This is a genomic window from Pseudomonas alloputida (assembly GCF_021283545.2).
GTDB lineage: Bacteria > Pseudomonadota > Gammaproteobacteria > Pseudomonadales > Pseudomonadaceae > Aquipseudomonas > Aquipseudomonas alloputida.
Window position 1 is genome coordinate 2,157,152 of the sequence record NZ_CP128540.1, and the last position, 18,143, is coordinate 2,175,294.

The following is an 18,143-nucleotide window of genomic DNA, read 5'->3' on the forward strand; positions in this document are numbered from 1 at the left end:
ACCTTGGTGGCGGGCCAATTTAGTTCGATATTCTCATCTTGAAGAAAGCCAGGGTGTGGTTGTTTTTCGCCGGCAAACATGATGGCGGGTAGAGCAACTCATGAAACAGTCCGACTTTCGCTTCAGTTTTCAGGCGCTCGCCGGGCGCACGGAATTTGAAGTGGTTTCATTCAAGCTGGATGAAACCCTCAACCAGCCATTTGTGCTGAACCTGGAACTTGTGAGCTACGAAAGTGATATCGATTTCGGCCACGTCCTCGACAAGCCTGCGCTATTCACCCTTTACAGCGCAGACCGGCCACTGCGTCATGTGCATGGCCTAGTCAGTGCCTTCAGCCAGGGCGAAACCGGCTTTTGTCGCACGCGCTACCACGCCGTGGTCGAGCCGCAGCTGGCCCGCGCGCGGTTGCGTTCGAACTGGCGGATCTTTCAGCAGAAAACCGTGCCGCAGATTCTTGAACTCATGTTCAAGCGTCAGGGCATCACCCGCTTTGAGCTGAAAAGCAGCGCGCAGCACCAAGTGCGGGAGTTTTGTGTTCAGGCGGGTGAAACCGACCTCGACTTCATCCATCGCCTTGCCGCTGAAGAGGGGTTCGTCTACCGCTTCGAACACTGCGCCCGGCAGCACACGCTGATCGTTACCGACCGCTTGCTGTCGTTTGGGCTGCTCAGCCGGGGCGCGCTTAAGGCAGAGGACGACGAGGCGCTTTGGCTGGATGAGGATGATGTCGGCCCCGACAAGGTGCTGTACCACGCCAGCAGTGGTGGCGACCAGGCCCGCGCATGCCTGCGGCGCTTGCGCTATTGCGAGCAGGTACGTACTGCGCGGCAAGTGCAGCGCGACTACACCTTCACCAACCCGGCCTACCGGCAGGAGCACAAGGCCCAGACCAGTGGCGTCACGCACCAGTCACTGGACTACGAGCGCTTTGATTACCCGGGGCGCTACAAGCGCGATGCGGTGGGCAAGCCCTTCACTGAAACACGGCTGACGGCGCTGCGCCACGACGCATGCCTGGCTGAAGTGCAGGGCGACGATGTGCGCCTGCAGACAGGCCTGAGCTTCACCCTCGTCGGCCACCCGCGGGAAGACCTCAATGTTCACTGGCGCGTGATCAGCCTGTGTCACGAAGGTACCCAGCTCACCAGCCTGCAGGAAGAAGCGGCTGGCGCTGAACAAGGCACCCGCTACGTGAACGATGCGTTGCTGGTGCAGGGCATGGCCGAGTGGCGCCCGGCCCCCATGGCCAAGCCGCGCATTGATGGCCCACACATGGCCACCGTGGTCGGCCCGCCTGGGGAGGAGATCTATTGCGACGAATGGGGGCGGGTCAAGGTCAGCTTCCCGTGGGACCGGGAGAGCAAGAACAACGAGTTCAGCTCCTGCTGGGTATGGGTGTCGCAAGGCTGGGCCGGTGGCAGCTGGGGTTCGATGGCCATCCCGCGTATCGGCCAGGATGTGATTGTCCAGTACGTCAATGGCGACCCCGACCAGCCAATGATCACCGGGCGCACCTACTGCGGTGACCAGCTGCCGCCGTACGACCTTCCGGATCACAAGACCCGCATGACCATCAAGAGCCAGACCCATAAAGGCGATGGCTTCAACGAGTTGCGCTTCGAAGACGAGCTGGGGCGGCAGGAAGTGTTCATACATGCCGAGCGCGACCAGAACAATGTTGTGAAACACAACGAAACCACGCTCATTGGCAATGACCGTAGCGAACGCGTCGAGCATGACGAAGTGGTGGACATCGGCGGCAACCGCAGCGTCAAGGTTGGCGCCAGCAAGCGCGAAACGGTCGCCCTTGGCAAAGTTGAAAGCATTGGCCTGGGCAAGTCGCTGGCCGTTGGCGGTGCGCTAAGTGTCATGGTCGGCCTTGAGGCCACCGAGCAGGTCGCGCTGGACAAGCGCGTGCAGGTCGGCGGGCAACTGCGGGTCGACGCCGATGAGGATGTGTCGATCACCAGTCATCACGGCCATGTGCATATCGACAGCCGAACGTCGCTGACCCTGAGCTGCGGCGGGGCCTTTATCAAGCTGAGCGATGGCCGCATCGAAATCGGTTGCCCCGAACCACTGCTGTTACACGCCATCGCCCAGGTCAAGGCGCCTGCACGTTACGGAGTACCGCCTGCACCTGAGCAGGACGAAATCGAGTTTCGCCTGGTGCATGCCGACGGTACGCCGATTGCGGGCACGGCCTACGTGGCAACGTTGTCCGATGGCACCCAGCGCCAGGGCGTGGTCGACCAGAACGGCTATGCCCGCCTGGCTGGCGTCACTCCCGGTTGCAGCGCCCAAGTGCGCTACGAAGTTGGCCCGGGCCCGCTGCAGCTGACGACTGCAACCGAGCTGGATGCTGCCTTGCAGGCATTGCTTGCCGGCTGCACCTCAGCAGGTGGCCAGCCATGAGTTCGACAGCTGACTGGCTGGACCAAGCGGTGGAAAAAGTGGCCGACGGCTTTGGCTGGCTGCGTGACCTGGTGCTTGGCGAGTTTGCCGAGGAGCGGCCACTGAGCGTGGTCATCGCCGACATGCTGCTGTCGTTGGTGCCGGGGGTGGTGATTGTGCTCAGTGCCCGTGACCTGGCTGCGGTGTGCCTGCGCCTGGGCAAGCGCTACGCGGCGGACGGCAGCCAGGCAACGCCGCAGCCGCCGGAATGGCAAGAGTGGGTGTTGCTGGTGGCCTGCCTGATGACCCTGATCGCGCCGATCATCGGCGCTGTGGTGGGGGCGGTGGGCACTCCCGTGGGCTCGATGGCAGGCGCACTGGTTGGGCAGGAAGCAGCAGCGTTCTTGCGTGGTTTGTGCTTGCTGTTGATACGTGAAAGTCAGGTCATCCTGCAGACAGTGGTTGCGTTTCTCGGCAAGTTCACCCGCGGCAGCGTGGAGTTCTGGCTGCACCAGGTCAGGTTCGCGAGCTATGAAAAGGACTTGCTGGCCTACCTGAACCTGTTTTTGACCAAGGTTCTCGCGGCAACGGCAAAGCTTCGCAGCTACCTGGGCAACTGGCCGTTCAACCAGGCGGCCTCGCACCTGTTGGTGCGGTTGCAGGCCATGGAAGCGCAGTTCTACGCCGTGCAGGTGCATGCCTTGCGGGAAATCCCGCATGCGCTGATGCAGCTCGATGCCAGGCTGGCCAAGGTGCTGGAGCAGGCCAGCGACCTGCCCGCGCAGGTTGCGCAGGCCGGGGTGCATGCGCAAAAGCCGGAGCCCATGGCCATGAGTGCTGGGCGGGTGACCTCTGGCATCGGCATGCGCCCACGTTACCTTGAGCGGTCCGAGGGTGCGCTCGGCCCGCCCGTGCCCACGTCGCCGACAATCGCTGCGCATGGCGCCAATGTGCACGTGTTCGATCACGCGACGGCGACCCGGGCGCAGAAGGGTATTTATGGGGAGGTGGTCAGTGATCAGTACATGCTCGGCAAAGGCCATGAAAACCTGTTGTCCGCTGCGCGTGGGCCTCGCAGCCTGGAAATGAAACCCACCGGGCGTGGGCTGGATGGCGTCTATCGTAATGCCCATCCGCCACCGCCGTTTATTATTACCGAGACCAAGTATCGAACGGGGGGCACGTTTTCGCCGGGTAGTTTGCCGGTTACGAAGGGGAGTAAGGGGTTTCCGAGTGCCAGGCAGATGAGTGATGCGTGGATTGAACCTAGGCTTGACTTAGATCTTGGGAAAAAACAGGCGGAAGAAATTGCATTCTCCGGGTATGAGCGTTGGTTAATGATCGTGGATGAAAGTGGTGTGGTAACGAAAATAGTCAAGCTCGACGAACATGCAAAATTTGTCGGTAATGTAATTCATTAGGGGTGTGTAATGACAGAATTTGAACAGGTCAAACGTGAGCCTTTTTTGCAGGAGGCAGCCTATCTTGATAGTGTTGCTTTTTGGAAGGAAAACTATGTTGAGCGCCGAGCCGAGTCTATTCTTGAAGTTGAGCGTCCCGAATATGTAAATGTTGAGATGTTGAGCTGGAGATGGTGCTTTCAGTCCATGGAGTTACTCATTGCTCTTTATTCGGGAGGTAAGCCCGTTGACTCACTTGAGTTTTATGTAGATCACCTGTTTTCCCAATTTCAACGTCACAAGCAAGCCTATCCGGGTTTTAGCTTGAAGCTGTGGGAGCCTGATGCGTATCAATTCACACTCTGGCTTCTATCGTTTGCAGTCATGTTCAACAAACCCGGGCGCATCACGCAAGTCGCAGGCTATTTGAGTGAAGCCCCTGATGACGGTGAAGATATCCTGATGCGACAACTGTTTTCTCGTGTTGGGGTGACTGTCCCCGGGAGCACGTTGATTCATGAGCGCCCTTATCATGAATTGCTCAATGCTTTAAATACTGAGAAGGATGAGCAGCAACAGGCAGTGCGTAGTTACCTGAAGCAGTGGTATCGAGGCATGCGCAACTGTTATTGGCATGATCGGCACAAAGCACGAAGCGATGCGGGTTTCTTTGGCTACTGGGCATTTGAGGCAGGATTGGTCACTGTGCTGTGGGGCGTCGACGATGCACCCTACAGAGACCTTCCTTTTTACCCGAAGGATTTGGTAGACGATGCTCGCAAGCGTCAAGTGATCAAAAGCTTCCCTGAACACCTGCAAAGCGCGCCATATTCGGATGCACTTGCCAAGTCGGGTGAAATTTGCCCGCGCACGGGTGTGTGGGTATGTGATGAATGGGCTGTAGGGCCTCAGACATTCATGCAAGGCGTAGAGATGCCGAGCGAAAATGGGCGCTCCGTGGTTTGGCGCTTGGTGAAAGGCTTATAGCGTGCGGGAGGGCCTATGGACCCGTTCGACAGCATCAAGCGCGACCCGTGGATGGTCGAGCAGCATTACCACGCCTCGACCCGTGAAAAAGAGCAGGAGTTTGCCGACCCTGATACACAGGCATTGCTGGCCGAGTCCGCCGAGCGCAAGCATCATTACCGTGGCCTTAGTCTCGACTGGGCGCACATGGCACTGGAGCTGGCCATCCAGCGCTACTCGGGTGGCGAGCCGTTGGAACTGGTGGAGGCCTATGTTGATTACGCGTTCGCCCAGTTCACCCGGCATTTTTCAGCGTACCCGACAACCTGCGAGCAACTGCGCCCCTGGGTGGCGGACGAATACCGGGTTGCTTTGTGGCTGCTGTCGTTGGCCGTGCTGTGCGGTTACCCCGATCGTGTCGACCAGGTGCTGGGCTGGCTGAACCAGGACGACGAGCGCAGCCCCGACCTGCTGCTGCATCGCCTGTTCCTGCGGCTGGGCAAGGCATACCCGGGGACCTCGCTGCTTCACCCCGAGACCTACGCCGCCTTGCTGGAGAGCCTCGACCTGCGTGGCCAAGCGCAGCATGAAGCGCTCTTGCGCTATCTCGAACAGTGGTATGCCAAGGCGCATGGCTGCTATTGGCACGATCGCCATGCCCGGGCACGGGGTGACCACTTGGGCTACTGGGCACTCGAAGCGGCGCTGGTAGCGTTTTTATGGTCTGTGCCAGGGGATGCTCTGGAGAGCGCCCCACATTTTTTTCCAAAGGCACTCATCGCAAGGGCGCATTACCGACGACTGGGCAAACAGTTCCGCGACCCGGAAACCGCCAGGCGCGAGGACGCTCCTGGCTGGCCTTCTGGCACCCCTTGCCCATGGCCCGGTCATTACACCTGCGTCGAGCGCAGTGTGGGTGAACAGGTGTTCATGCACCAGACACCCTTCCCCAAGATCGATGGCCAGGTGGTTCACTGGCGGCTGTCGAGGACATTCTGATTGGCGCTGCCGGCATGAGTGCGTGGCGCTTTACATGATTCAGGAGTGGCGACAATGCCTGCCATCGTTCTGCTTGGTCACCCTCACCATTGCCCATTGTGCGGCCCCACCAGCGTCAGCAGCGGCTCCAGCCTGTTCTTCGTCAACGGCAGGGCGGCCGCCAGGGTTGGCGACAGGCTCGGCTGTGGGGCGGCGATCACCAGCGGCTCGGCGCTGATGATGGATGAAGGACAGCCGCTTGCTAGGGTAGGCGATGCTACCAGTCATGGCGGCGTCCTGGAAAATGGCGATAACAGTTGGTTGCTCGATTAAGCGAAGTGGGAGCGGTTCAGCCCCCACAGGGAATGGGCAAGATCAGAGGCTGACGGTCTTGCCATCGGTGCGCGCTTGCGCCAACAGCAGGTTCAACTGGGCGACCTGCTGACGCAGCTGGTCACGTTCGTCTTTAAGTTTACGCAGCTCATCACGGCGCACGGAGACATAGAGGGTCTGGGGTGGGGTTGCTGGCATCAATGTACCCATGAGCACACCTCGCGGTTTTGGCTGGTGACAAGTCAAAGCGTAGACGCTTCACGCGGGGCGCATTCTGAATTCTTTCACCGGGCTTGGGAACTTTTTTGTTTATTGTGGTCTTGCCGTTCGTCGCTGAACCCTCGGGCGGCATGCTGGACTAATCTGAAAAGCTGGACTGTCGTCATCCATTTCGAAAAGGGAGCATTGGCTCATGCAACTGGGAATCATCGGGCTGGGCCGTATGGGCGGCAATATCGCAAGGCGCCTGATGCGCGCCGGTCACCGCACCGTGGTGCACGACCGCAACCGTGATGCCATCACCGGCCTGGAGGGCGAAGGCGCCCAGGGTGCGCATGACCTCGGTGCACTGGTACAAAAGCTGAAAGCGCCGCGCGCGGTATGGGTGATGCTGCCGGCTGGTGACGCCACCGAGCAGACCATCGCCCAGCTGGCCGAAATGCTGGAGCCGGGCGATGCGATCATCGACGGCGGCAACACCTTCTACAAGGACGACATGCGCCGCGCTGCAGAACTGGCCAAGCGCGGCCTGCATTATCTGGACGTCGGGACTTCCGGCGGCGTGTGGGGCCTGGACCGCGGCTACTGCATGATGATCGGCGGCGAAAAGGACGTGTTCGAGCGCCTGGAACCGCTGTTCAAGGCGCTGGCGCCGGGCGTGGGCGACATCCCGCGTACCCATGGCCGCAGCGGCGAGCACCAGCGTGCCGAGCACGGCTACATCCATGCCGGTCCACCGGGCGCCGGGCACTACGTGAAAATGGTGCATAACGGCATCGAGTACGGCCTGATGCAGGCCTATGCCGAAGGCTTCGACCTGCTGCGCAGCAAAGGCGGCAACGAGTTGCCCGAAGACCAGCGCTTCGACCTGAACGTAGCCGAAATTGCCGAAGTGTGGCGACGCGGCAGCGTGGTGACCTCGTGGCTGCTCGACCTTACCGCCGATGCGCTGGTGGCCGACCCTCAGCTGTCGCAATTCAGTGGCTCGGTGTCCGACAGTGGCGAAGGCCGCTGGACCATCGACGCCGCCGTCGAGCAGGCGGTGCCGGTGCCGGTGTTGTCCAGCGCACTGTTCGCGCGCTTCCGTTCGCGCCAGCAACAGGGCACCTACGGTGACAAGATCCTCTCGGCCATGCGCCTGGGCTTCGGTGGCCACGTCGAGAAGAAAGGCGAATGACTAAACAGACCCTTGCGGCCGCCCCCCCTTGTACCCTGTTCCTGTTCGGCGCCAATGGCGACCTGGTCAAGCGCCTGCTGATGCCCGCGCTGTACAACCTCAGCCGTGACGGTTTGCTGGACCGTAACCTGCGCATCGTCGGCGTTGACCATAACCCGGCCAGCGCCGAGGATTTCGCCGCGCGCCTGCACGCGTTCATGGTCGAGCGTGACAAAGGCGGCGAGGGCAGCGCCAAGTGCCTGGACGAGAAGCTATGGGCCCGCCTGGCCAAGCGCCTCGATTACCAGACGGGCGACTTTCTCGATCCGGCCACCTACCAGGCCCTGGCCAGGCGCATCGACAAGACCCGCCACGGCAATGCCATTTTCTATCTGGCCACGTCGCCGCGCTTCTTCCCCGAGGTGGCGCAGCGCCTGGGGCAGGCCGGCTTGCTGGACGAGTCTGCCGGCGGCTTTCGCCGGGTGGTGGTTGAAAAACCGTTCGGCACCGACCTGGCCAGCGCCGAGGCGCTCAACGCCTGCCTGCTGAAGGTGATGGGCGAGCGGCAGATCTACCGCATCGACCATTACCTGGGCAAAGAGACGGTTCAGAATATTCTGGTCAGCCGCTTTTCCAACGGCTTGTTCGAATCGTTCTGGAACAATCACTACATCGACCACGTGCAGATCACCGCAGCGGAAACCGTCGGTGTCGAGACCCGTGGTGCGTTCTATGACAGCACCGGCGCCCTGCGCGACATGGTGCCCAACCACCTGTTCCAGTTGCTGGCGATGGTGGCCATGGAGCCGCCGGCCGCGTTCGGCGCCGATGCGGTGCGCGGTGAAAAGGCCAAGGTGGTCGGCGCTATTCGCCCATGGTCGGCAAAAATGGCCCAGAAGAATTCCGTACGAGGCCAGTACAGAGCCGGCAAGCAGGGGCGCAAGCCGTTGCCAGGCTACCGGCAGGAGCCCAACGTCGCGCCGGATAGCCAGACCGAGACCTACGTGGCGCTGAAGGTGATGATCGACAACTGGCGCTGGGCCGGCGTGCCGTTCTACCTGCGCACCGGCAAGCGCATGAGCGTGCGTGACACCGAGATTGCCATCTGCTTCAAGCCCGCACCGTATGCGCAGTTTCGCGAGTCGGAGCTGGAACGGCCCAAACCCAACTACCTGAAAATCCAGATCCAGCCCAATGAAGGCATGTGGTTCGACCTGCAAGCCAAACGGCCCGGGCCAGAGCTGGTGATGGAGAATGTCGAGTTGGGTTTTGCCTACAAGGACTTCTTCAAGATGACCCCGGCCACTGGCTACGAGACGCTGATCTATGACTGCCTGACCGGTGACCAGACCCTGTTCCAGCGGGCTGACAACATCGAAAACGGTTGGCGAGCGGTGCAGCCGTTTCTCGATGCCTGGGCCCAGGGCGGCGAAGTGCATGAGTACTCGGCTGGCGAAGATGGGCCTGAGGCCGGCAATGAATTGCTGACCCGCGACAAGCGGGAGTGGCACCGGTTGGGGTGAGAGGTTTGCAAGCCTGTGCCGGCCCTTTCGCGGGCAAGCACAGGCAACCACACAAAGGAGACTCGATGCCTGCCCAAATCGAAGACTACGCCCTGCTGGGCAATTGCCGCAGTGCGGCGCTGGTCAGCCGCGATGGCGCGCTGGACTGGCTGTGCCTGCCACGCTTCGACGCCCCCGCGGTGTTCGCGGCCCTGCTGGGCAACGAAGAAAATGGCCGCTGGCGCCTGGCCCCTTGCGACCCGGTAACGCACAGCAGCCGCCAATACCTGGGCGACACCCTGGTGCTGGAAACCACTTGGGTCACCGCCAGCGGTCGTGCCCGGGTGCTCGACTTCATGCCCCTGGGCGAAGTCAATTCGGTGGTGCGCATCGTCGAAGGCTTGTCTGGCGAAACCCATTTCGAAATGGACCTGGTCATGCGCTTCGACTACGGCCGCAGCGTGCCCTGGGTGGAACGGCTCGACCCACTGACCCTCAGTGCCGTCGCCGGCCCTGACCGGTTGATCCTGTGCAGCACCGTGCCCCCGCAAGCCCGCGACCACCATACCGGCTGCCGCTTTCGCGTCAGCACGGGCCAGCGCCAGGTCTTCAGCCTGCGTCACCAGCCCTCGCACTTGCCGGTGCAGCCTGACTGCAACATCGACCAAGCCCTGGCAAACACTTGCGAGCAATGGCAGGCCTTCGCCGACCGCTGCCCGCAGGTAGGACCGTATACCGCCCTGGTGCGCCGCTCGCTGCTCACCCTCAAGGCCATGACCTACGCTCCCACCGGCGGTATTGTCGCTGCCGTCACCACGTCGCTGCCCGAGCGTGTGGGCGGCGAGCGCAACTGGGACTACCGCTTCTGCTGGCTGCGCGACGCGACCATGACCCTGCTGGCCTTCATGAACCTTGGCTACTTCGACGAGGCCCAGGCCTGGCGCGAGTGGCTGCTGCGCTCGGTGGCCGGTAACCCTGAGCAGATGCAGATCATGTATGGCCTGGCTGGCGAGCGTGACCTGCAGGAGTACACCTTGCCGTGGCTGGCCGGTTATGAGCATTCTCAGCCTGTGCGGGTGGGTAACGCCGCCTCGGCGCAGAGGCAACTGGACATCTATGGCGAACTGGCCGATGCGATGACCCAGGCGATCAAGGGCGGGTTGCCCCGCCACCCGCGCAGCGCCGCCATTTCGCGCTTGATATTGCCTTATGTCGAACGTATCTGGCGCGAGCCGGACGAAGGCATCTGGGAAGTGCGTGGCGGCCGGCAGCAGTTCGTGCACTCCAAGGTGATGGCCTGGGTCGCCTTCGACCGCGCCGCAGGGCTGGCCGACACCACGGAAGAAGGCCGCGAGCGTGGGCAGCATTATCGCCAGGTGGCTGACGAGATTCACCGCGACGTGTGCGAGCACGGCCTCGACCCCAGCGGCCGGTTCTTCGTCCATGCCTATGGTTCTACCGAAATGGACGCCAGCCTGTTGCAGATCGCCCTGACCGGCTTCCTGCCGGCGGATGACCCACGCTTCATGCGCACCCTCGAACAGATCGAACAGCGTCTGATGAAGAACGGCCTGCTGCTGCGCTATGACAGTGACAGCTGCAGCGACGGCCTGACGCCGGGAGAGGGCACCTTCCTGGTGTGTTCGTTCTGGCTGGCTGACGTTTATGTGTTACTGGGGCGCCAGGCCAAAGCCGAAGCGCTGTACCAACACCTGACCGGCCTGTGCAACGACCTCGGCCTGCTGGCCGAACAGTACGACCCGGCCGGCCAGCGCATGCTCGGCAACTTCCCCCAGGCCTTCAGCCAGATAGGCATCATCAACACCGCGCTGAATCTGCACCGCGCACAGTGCCCGGCGCGCGACCGGGCGCGTTGTGGGTAGCGAATGAGTAGGGCGACTGCCTTGACCGGAGTAGACTAGGCCAAACCCTTTCGGCACGGAGCATACATGGGCATTCGCGGTACTGACCGGCAGATCGACAACATCGAGTTCAATGTCAGCGACATCTCACGGAGCAAGGCCTTCTATGGCAGTGTATTCGGCTGGGCGTTCACCGACTACGGGCCGACCTACACCGAGTTCAGCGATGGCCGGTTGACGGGTGGCTTCACCACGGGTGAGCCGGTGCGCCCGGGCGGGCCGCTGGTCATCCTGTACGCTGACGACCTGGAGGCCACGCAGCAGCGGATCGAAGCTGCCGGGGCGAAAATCAGCCGGGCGACCTTTGCCTTCCCCGGCGGGCGGCGCTTTCATTTCATCGACCCTGACGGTTATGAGCTGGCGGTGTGGACGGCCCAAGCCTGATGGCCAATCACAAGATCGAAATCCGCCGACGCAATATCGAAAAAATCCTGCAAGCGGCGGAAAAGGTGTTTGCCGAGAAGGGCTACGGCGCCACCTCCATGGGCGATATCGCCGAGCAGGCTGAGCTGCCACGCTCCAACCTGCATTATTACTTCAGCACCAAGGACGAGCTGTTCCGCGCGGTGCTGCAGGACCTGCTGGATGTGTGGAAGCAGGACGCCCTGTGCTTCGAGAACTTCGACGACCCGCGTGTGGTGCTGACCAGCTACATCCGGGCGAAGATGGGCCATTCGCGCTCGCGGCCGCTGGGCTCGAAGATCTGGGCCGAAGAGATGCTGCACGGGGCGCCGGTGCTGGGGGTTAACCTCGACGAAAGCCTGGTGCCCTGGGCGAAGATGAAAGAAGCCAAGATCCGCTGCTGGGTGGAAGAGGGGCGTATTCTGCCGGTAGAGCCTTCGGCGTTGCTGTATATGATCTGGGCGTCTACCCAGCACTATGCTGACTTTGGTTACCAGGTTCAGTTGCTCAACGGCGGCGAGGTGCTGTCTGACATGGCCTTCGAGAATGCGGTGCAGACGGTGACCAGCGTGATCTTGCGGGGGATCGGGCTGGAGCCGTGATCCGGCATTCCAGGTGGACGTGGTCTTTTTGTGGGAGCGGCCTTGTGTCGCGATCGGGCCGCGAAGCGGCCCCTCGATGTCTGTATCGCGGCAAAGACTGCTGGGGCCGCTGTGCGGCCCGATCGCGACACAAGGCCGCTCCCACAGGGGCCGCGTCAGCTGTTCAGGCGGTGACCCGCTTCAACTGGCCTCACGGTAGGGGTTACGCGGATCCTGCGTCCAGTTCAGGTACGGCTTGCCGGTATCCTGTGCCTCCATTTCGATGCAGTTTTCCACCGGGCAGGTGATCTGGCACAGGTTACAGCCTACGCATTCCTCTTCGATCACACTGTAGGCATGCGTGCCGTCAGCCTTCAGCGTGCTGGCAATCGCCTGGTGCGAGGTGTCCTCGCACGCAATGTGGCAGCGCCCGCAGCCAATGCACGCCTCCTGGTCAATGTGCGCGACCGACTTGTAGTTGATGTCCAGGTATTTCCAGTCGGTGGTATGCCCCACCGCCTGCCCGCGGAACGCTTCGACAGTGGCATGCCCATGCTGGTCCATCCAGCGTGCCAGGCCGTCCTGCATGTCCTCGACGATACGGAAGCCATGCAGCATCGCCGCCGTGCACACCTGCACGGCGCCACTGCCCAAGGCCATGAACTCGGCGGCGTCACGCCAGTTGCCGATGCCGCCAATGCCACAAATCGGCAAGCCCCGCGTTTCCGGGTCGCGGGCGATTTCCGCCACCATGTTCAAGGCAATCGGCTTCACTGCCGAACCGCAGTAACCGCCATGGGTGCTCTGGTCTCCGACGATCGGGTGGGCCACCATGCGGTCCAGGTCGACGCTGGTGATGGAGTTGATGGTGTTGATCAACGACACGGCATCGGCCCCGCCTCGATGCGCGGCGCGGGCCGACTGGCGGATATCGGTGATGTTCGGCGTAAGCTTCACGATCACCGGCAGCGCGCAGTACGTCTTGCACCAGCGGGTGACCATTTCCACATATTCCGGCACCTGGCCGACGGCCGCCCCCATGCCGCGCTCCGGCATACCGTGCGGGCAACCGAAGTTCAGCTCGATGCCATCGGCCCCCGTGGCTTCCACCAGCGGCAGGATGAACTTCCACGATTCCTCTATGCACGGCACCATCAGCGACACGATCAGTGCGCGGTCGGGCCAGTCCTTCTTCACCTGGGTGATTTCACGCAGGTTGATTTCCAGAGAGCGGTCGGTGATCAACTCGATATTGTTGATCCCCTGTACCTGACGGTTGGGGCCATAGTGCGCCGAGTAGCGCGACGACACGTTGACCGCCGCAGGGTCTTCGCCCAGGGTCTTCCAGACCACGCCGCCCCAGCCGGCCTCGAAGGCGCGGACCACGTTGTAGGCCTTGTCGGTTGGCGGTGCGGAGGCCAGCCAGAAGGGGTTGGGTGCCTTGATGCCGGCAAATACGATAGACAAGTCGGCCATTTACGCTGCCTCCACGTTGAGCATGAGTTGGGCATGGATGGCTTCGGCGGCCAGCTTGCCGTGTTGCACGGCCTGCACGGTAAGGTCCTGCCCCAGCGCGGTGCAGTCGCCGCCTGCGTACACGCCCGGCAGGCTGGTCTGCAGGTTTTCGTCAACGCGGATGCGCTCACCCTCGCGGGCCAGTTGCGCAGCCACCGGGTCGCCGAGGCTGGCATCGTCAAAGCGTTGGCCAATGGCCTTGAAAATGGCGTCCGCAGCCAGCTCGAAGGTTTCGCCGGTATCGCGCAGACGACCTTCCGCCAGCTCGGTGCGGGCAAAGCGCATGCCGCGGACCTTGCCGGCGTCATCCAGCAGCACGGCATCAGGGCGGGCCCAGGTGTGCAGGCGTACCTGGTTGGCCTTGGCAATGTCCTGCTCGTGGCCGGTAGCGCCCATGTCGGCGTGGCCACGGCGGTACACCAGGTTGACGTCGCGGGCACCCAGACGGCTCATCTGCACAGCCATGTCGATGGCCGTGTTGCCAGCACCGATCACCAGGCAGCGGTCGGCCAACGGGAGCTGGCTCAGGTCATCGGCCTGGCGTAGCTCGCGGATGTATTCGGTGGCGGCGACCACACCGGGGGCTTCCTCGTCGGGCAGCCCTAGCTGGCGCACGGCATTCAGGCCGAGGCCCAGGAACACCGCGTCGTACTGATCGCGCAGTTCGCCCAGGCTGAGGTTGCCACCCAGGCGCTGGCCATGGCGGACTTCGATACCGCCAATGCCCAACAAGAAATCCACTTCACGCTGGGCATAGTCGTCTACCAGCTTGTAGCGGGCGATGCCGTACTCGTTGAGGCCACCGGCTTTGTCGCAGGCCTCGAACACCACCACGTCATGCCCGTGCATGGCCAGGCGGTGGGCGCAGGACAGCCCTGCCGGGCCGGCGCCCACCACGGCGATACGCTTGCCGGTGGCTGCCGAGCGCTTGAACGGGTGTGCGCTGAACTGGGCGTTGTCCAGGGCGTAACGCTGCAGTTGGCCGATCAGCACCGGCGCGCATTCCTGGGCGTTGTTGCGCACGCAGGCTTGCTGGCAGAGGATTTCGGTGGGGCACACGCGGGCGCAACTACCGCCCAGAATGTTGGCCGAAAGAATGCGCTCGGCGGCGCCTTGCAGGTTTTCGTCACTGATGCGGTGTATGAACGAGGGAATGTCTATTTCGCTGGGGCAAGCGTTGACGCAGGGGGCGTCGTAGCAGTACAGGCAGCGTGCACTTTCCAGGGCGGCCTGACGCGCGGTGAGGGGTGGGGCCAGGTCGCTGAAGCGCTCGGCCAACTGGTCGGCGCCGGCCCGGGGGCGCGGCAAATGGTTCAGGGCGTTGGTCACGGTTGTAGCCTCTCTATTTTTTTTGGTGCAGGCGACAGGTATTGCGGTCGATTCTGGGGCCGCTCCCACAGGCGATCGCGGTCCTTGTGGGAGCGGCCTTGCGTCGCGATGGGCTGCACAGCAGCCCCAATGACTTCAGCGCGGAACAGGCATCGGCCGCTGATGCTCGGCCCGGCGCCCCAGCACCTCATACACCGCCGGGTACGCCGGCCGTTCCACATAGCGCCCCGCGCCCGGCTCGGCGCGCAGGTCGCCATCGGCCCAGAGCACCTTGCCCTGGCTGATGGTGTGGCTTGGGATGCCGCGCACGGTGCGGCCTTCGAAAATGTTGAAGTCCACCTGCTGGTGGTGGGTTTTGGCGGAGATGGTGCGGGTGCCCTGCGGGTCCCACAGCACCAGGTCGGCATCGGCACCCACGCGGATAGCGCCCTTGCGCGGGAACAGGTTGAAGATTTTCGCCGTGTTGGTAGAGGTCAGCGCGACGAATTCGTGCATCGACAAACGCCCGCTGTTGACCCCGGCATCCCACAGTACTGCCATGCGGTCTTCGATGCCGGCGGTGCCGTTGGGGATGCGGCTGAAGTCGTCGCGGCCCATGGCTTTCTGCTCGGCGCAGAAGCAGCAGTGGTCGGTGGCGGTGGTGTGCAGGTTGCCCGACTGCAAGCCGCGCCACAGCGCCTCCTGGTGTTCGCGTGGGCGGAACGGCGGGCTCATCACATAACCGGCGGCGGTGGTCCAGTCCGGGTCACGGTAGACACTGTCGTCCAGCAGCAGATGTCCGGGCAGCACCTCGCCATACACCGGCTGGCCCTTGCCTCGGGCATAGGCGATTTCATCCAGTGCCTCGCGGCTGGAAATGTGCACCAGGTACAACGGCGTGCCGAGGGTTTCAGCAATGCGGATGGCGCGGCTGGCCGCTTCGCCTTCAACCTGCGAGGGGCGCGACAGCGGGTGGGCTTCCGGCCCGGTCATGCCCTGGGCGAGCAGCTTTTTCTGCAGGTGGTACACCAGCTCGCCGTTTTCGGCATGCACGGTGGGCACCGCGCCCAGTTGCAGGCAACGCTCGAAGCTGGCCACCAGGGTATCGTCCGCGGCCATGATCGCATTCTTGTAGGCCATGAAATGCTTGAAGCTGTTCACCCCGTGCTTGGCCACCAGCTCGCCCATCTCTTCGGCCACCTGCTCGCTCCACCAGGTAATGGCGACGTGGAAGCCATAGTCGCTGGCGCTTTTCTGCGCCCAGCCACGCCAGGTGTGGAAGGCCTCCAGCAACGACTGCTGCGGGTTGGGAATGACGAAGTCGATGATCGAGGTGGTGCCGCCAGCCAGGCCCGCAGCGGTGCCGCTGAAGAAGTCCTCGCTGGCCACCGTGCCCATGAACGGCAACTGCATGTGGGTGTGCGGATCGATGCCCCCAGGCATCAGGTACTGGCCGCTGCCGTCGAGGATCTCGCAGTCGGTGGGCGGTTCGAGGTTTTGCCCGATGGCACGGATCAGGCCATCGGCACACAGGACATCGGCGGGGTAACTCTCTTCGTGGGTAACCACGGTGGCGCCACGGATCAACAGGGACATGCCGTTTTCCTCGCAGGCTGACCGGTCTTGGCCGGTTCTTTGCATTGTCATGGATGCAGGGCGGGCAGGGCGGTCAATCCTGTCAGTCCTGACAAGATTCGAGGCTAGATGCTGATTCTGGATTCAGCAAGAAAATTTTCCCATTAAATTTGTGGTTTTTAAGTTGTTGATATCAATAGGAAAAAATTAACGCGCGAATGGGCGCCGGGGTTTTCCTGGTATTTGACTAACTTGACAAGATGAAAATCTGGTCGAGATTTCTAAGCACAATTCCGCGTGCGAACTCCGGTCATCGAATCAGCCTGATGAGCGAAAAAATAGAAGAAAAACTGGAGAAGGGCCTATGCAACAGAGCAGATCGGAAGTGGTCGAGCAAGATGGCCTGTTCGAGCTGTCCGAGGGCAGCGATGTCCTCGACAGCCCGCGCTACAACCCCGACATAGCACCGACCAAGGTGCACCAGCGCACCTGGAACAAATGGCACATCACCGCCCTGTGGGTGGGCATGTCCATCTGCGTACCCACCTACACCCTCGGCGGCGTGCTCACCGCCTACTTCGGCCTCAGCGTTGGCGAAGCGCTGCTGGCGATTTTGCTGGCCAACGTAATCGTGCTGATACCGCTTACCCTCAATGCCTTTCCCGGCACCAAGTACGGCATCCCGTTTCCGGTGCTGCTGCGTTCGTCGTTCGGCATCCTCGGCTCCAACGTACCGTGCCTGATCCGCGCGGTGGTGGCCTGTGGTTGGTTCGGTATCCAGACCATGTTTGGCGGGCTGGCCATTCACCTGTTCCTGGGTTCGGTGTTCGACGGCTGGAAGGCGCTGGGCGGGACAGGCGAGGTGATTGGCTTCATGATCTTCTGGTGCCTGAACCTGTGGGTGGTGCTGCGCGGCGCCGAGTCGATCAAGTGGCTGGAAACGCTGTCGGCACCGCTGCTGGTGGCAGTGGGCGTCGGTCTGCTGTTCTGGGCCTTGCCGCACATGTCGATGACCGAACTGTTGGCGCAGCCGCCCAAGCGTCCGGAAGGGGCGAGCGTGGTCAGTTACTTCTGCGCCGGGCTTACGGCCATGGTGGGCTTCTGGGCCACACTGTCGCTGAACATTCCCGACTTCAGCCGCTACGCCCGCAGCCAGAAGGATCAGATTCTCGGGCAGATCTTCGGCCTGCCGCTGACCATGTTCCTGTTCGCTGCGCTGGGTGTGGTGCTGACCGCCGCTTCGGCGTCGCTGGTGGGCGAGACGGTGTCCGACCCGGTCAGCCTGATCGGCAAGATTCAAAGCCCGTTCTGGGTGGCCCTGGCCATGGCGCTGATCGTGATCGCCACGCTGTCGACCAACACCGCGGCGAACATCGTGTCGCCTACCAATGACTTCCAGAACATTGCCCCACGCCTGATCGGCCGAAGCCGCGCGGTATGGCTGACCGGCTTTATCGGCCTGGCGCTGATGGGGCATGAACTGCTGAAGAAACTGGGCCTGATTGTCTCCGACCTTAGCCTGGAGAGCGTGTATTCCAACTGGCTGCTGGGCTATTCCAGCTTGTTGGGGCCCATTGCCGGCATCATGGTGGTGGACTACTTCCTGATCCGTCGGCAGAAGCTGGACCTGGCCGGGCTATACCGCGACGACGTGTATCCCGCGTGGAACTGGGCCGGTTTTGCCGCCTTCGCCTTGCCAGTAGGGCTGACGGTAATGGCGATTGGCAACAGCAGTTTCAGCTGGTTCTACGACTATGGCTGGTTCACCGGCTCGTTGCTGGGCGGTGCACTGTACGCCGCGCTTGGCGGTTTGGCGGCACGCAACCCGGTGCGGTTGGCCAAACCCTTGCCTTGAGGCCTCGAAGAGGCCCGTACAAACAATAAGAAGCCT

At 62.3% G+C, this 18,143-nt stretch carries 15 protein-coding genes; 11 read left to right on the plus strand and 4 right to left on the minus strand.

Features of this window, described 5'->3' with window-relative positions; translation table 11 throughout:
• Positions 1-100 precede the first annotated feature (100 nt).
• From LU682_RS09815 to LU682_RS09835, 5 genes are read left to right on the plus strand one after another with little or no spacing between them, the layout of a single operon-like run.
• A complete protein-coding gene (locus tag LU682_RS09815) occupies positions 101-2,416 on the plus strand; it encodes a type VI secretion system Vgr family protein (protein ID WP_010954844.1) in 2,316 nt (771 codons plus the stop codon).
• Positions 2,413-3,816 (plus strand): hypothetical protein, encoded by a 1,404-nt coding sequence (locus LU682_RS09820; RefSeq protein ID WP_051122585.1) that lies wholly within the window; start codon positions 2,413-2,415, stop codon positions 3,814-3,816. The genes LU682_RS09815 and LU682_RS09820 overlap by 4 nt, the downstream gene beginning before the upstream one ends.
• A 9-nt stretch (positions 3,817-3,825) precedes the next feature.
• Positions 3,826-4,782 carry a PoNi-like cognate immunity protein gene (locus LU682_RS09825; protein WP_010954842.1) on the plus strand — a complete coding sequence of 319 codons (957 nt, stop codon included), beginning with the start codon at positions 3,826-3,828 and terminating at the stop codon, positions 4,780-4,782.
• Between the two features lie 15 nt (positions 4,783-4,797).
• Positions 4,798-5,760 (plus strand): PoNi-like cognate immunity protein, encoded by a 963-nt coding sequence (locus LU682_RS09830; protein ID WP_010954841.1) that lies wholly within the window; start codon positions 4,798-4,800, stop codon positions 5,758-5,760.
• 54 nt (positions 5,761-5,814) lie between these two features.
• Complete coding sequence (locus LU682_RS09835) at positions 5,815-6,072, plus strand: PAAR domain-containing protein (RefSeq protein WP_049588262.1); 258 nt, start codon at positions 5,815-5,817, stop codon at positions 6,070-6,072.
• Between the two features lie 42 nt (positions 6,073-6,114).
• Here LU682_RS09835 and LU682_RS09840 read toward each other — a convergent pair whose 3' ends face one another.
• A complete protein-coding gene (locus LU682_RS09840) occupies positions 6,115-6,282 on the minus strand; it encodes a DUF6026 family protein (protein ID WP_164721823.1) in 168 nt (55 codons plus the stop codon).
• Positions 6,283-6,484: 202 nt separating this feature from the next.
• Between LU682_RS09840 and gnd the strand changes: the two genes are divergently transcribed.
• The 5 genes from gnd (at position 6,485) to LU682_RS09865 (ending at position 11,875) form a co-directional block, all read left to right on the plus strand.
• Entirely contained in the window at positions 6,485-7,468 is a 984-nt protein-coding gene (gene gnd / locus LU682_RS09845; protein ID WP_010954838.1) for a phosphogluconate dehydrogenase (NAD(+)-dependent, decarboxylating), read from the plus strand.
• Positions 7,465-8,970, plus strand: coding sequence for a glucose-6-phosphate dehydrogenase (gene zwf / locus LU682_RS09850; RefSeq protein WP_010954837.1), 1,506 nt, complete (start codon positions 7,465-7,467; stop codon positions 8,968-8,970). The genes gnd and zwf overlap by 4 nt, the downstream gene beginning before the upstream one ends.
• Before the next feature lie 65 nt (positions 8,971-9,035).
• Entirely contained in the window at positions 9,036-10,832 is a 1,797-nt protein-coding gene (locus LU682_RS09855) for a glycoside hydrolase family 15 protein (protein ID WP_049588264.1), read from the plus strand.
• 66 nt (positions 10,833-10,898) lie between these two features.
• Positions 10,899-11,255, plus strand: a complete 357-nt coding sequence (locus LU682_RS09860) for a VOC family protein (RefSeq protein WP_003251273.1) — start codon at positions 10,899-10,901, stop codon at positions 11,253-11,255.
• Complete coding sequence (locus LU682_RS09865) at positions 11,255-11,875, plus strand: TetR/AcrR family transcriptional regulator (protein WP_012051805.1); 621 nt, start codon at positions 11,255-11,257, stop codon at positions 11,873-11,875. Before LU682_RS09860 ends, LU682_RS09865 begins: the two co-directional genes overlap by 1 nt.
• A gap of 180 nt (positions 11,876-12,055) precedes the next feature.
• Here LU682_RS09865 and preA read toward each other — a convergent pair whose 3' ends face one another.
• The 3 genes from preA to hydA form a co-directional block, all read right to left on the minus strand.
• Positions 12,056-13,330 carry an NAD-dependent dihydropyrimidine dehydrogenase subunit PreA gene (gene preA / locus LU682_RS09870; protein WP_010954835.1) on the minus strand — a complete coding sequence of 425 codons (1,275 nt, stop codon included), beginning with the start codon at positions 13,328-13,330 and terminating at the stop codon, positions 12,056-12,058.
• Positions 13,331-14,698 (minus strand): NAD(P)-dependent oxidoreductase, encoded by a 1,368-nt coding sequence (locus LU682_RS09875; protein WP_010954834.1) that lies wholly within the window; start codon positions 14,696-14,698, stop codon positions 13,331-13,333.
• 135 nt (positions 14,699-14,833) lie between these two features.
• Positions 14,834-16,273, minus strand: a complete 1,440-nt coding sequence (gene hydA, locus LU682_RS09880) for a dihydropyrimidinase (protein WP_049588266.1) — start codon at positions 16,271-16,273, stop codon at positions 14,834-14,836.
• 343 nt (positions 16,274-16,616) lie between these two features.
• Between hydA and LU682_RS09885 the strand changes: the two genes are divergently transcribed.
• The gene (locus tag LU682_RS09885; RefSeq protein WP_010954833.1) at positions 16,617-18,107 is read left to right on the plus strand and encodes an NCS1 family nucleobase:cation symporter-1; all 1,491 of its coding nucleotides are present in this window, start codon (positions 16,617-16,619) and stop codon (positions 18,105-18,107) included.
• Positions 18,108-18,143 lie beyond the last annotated feature (36 nt).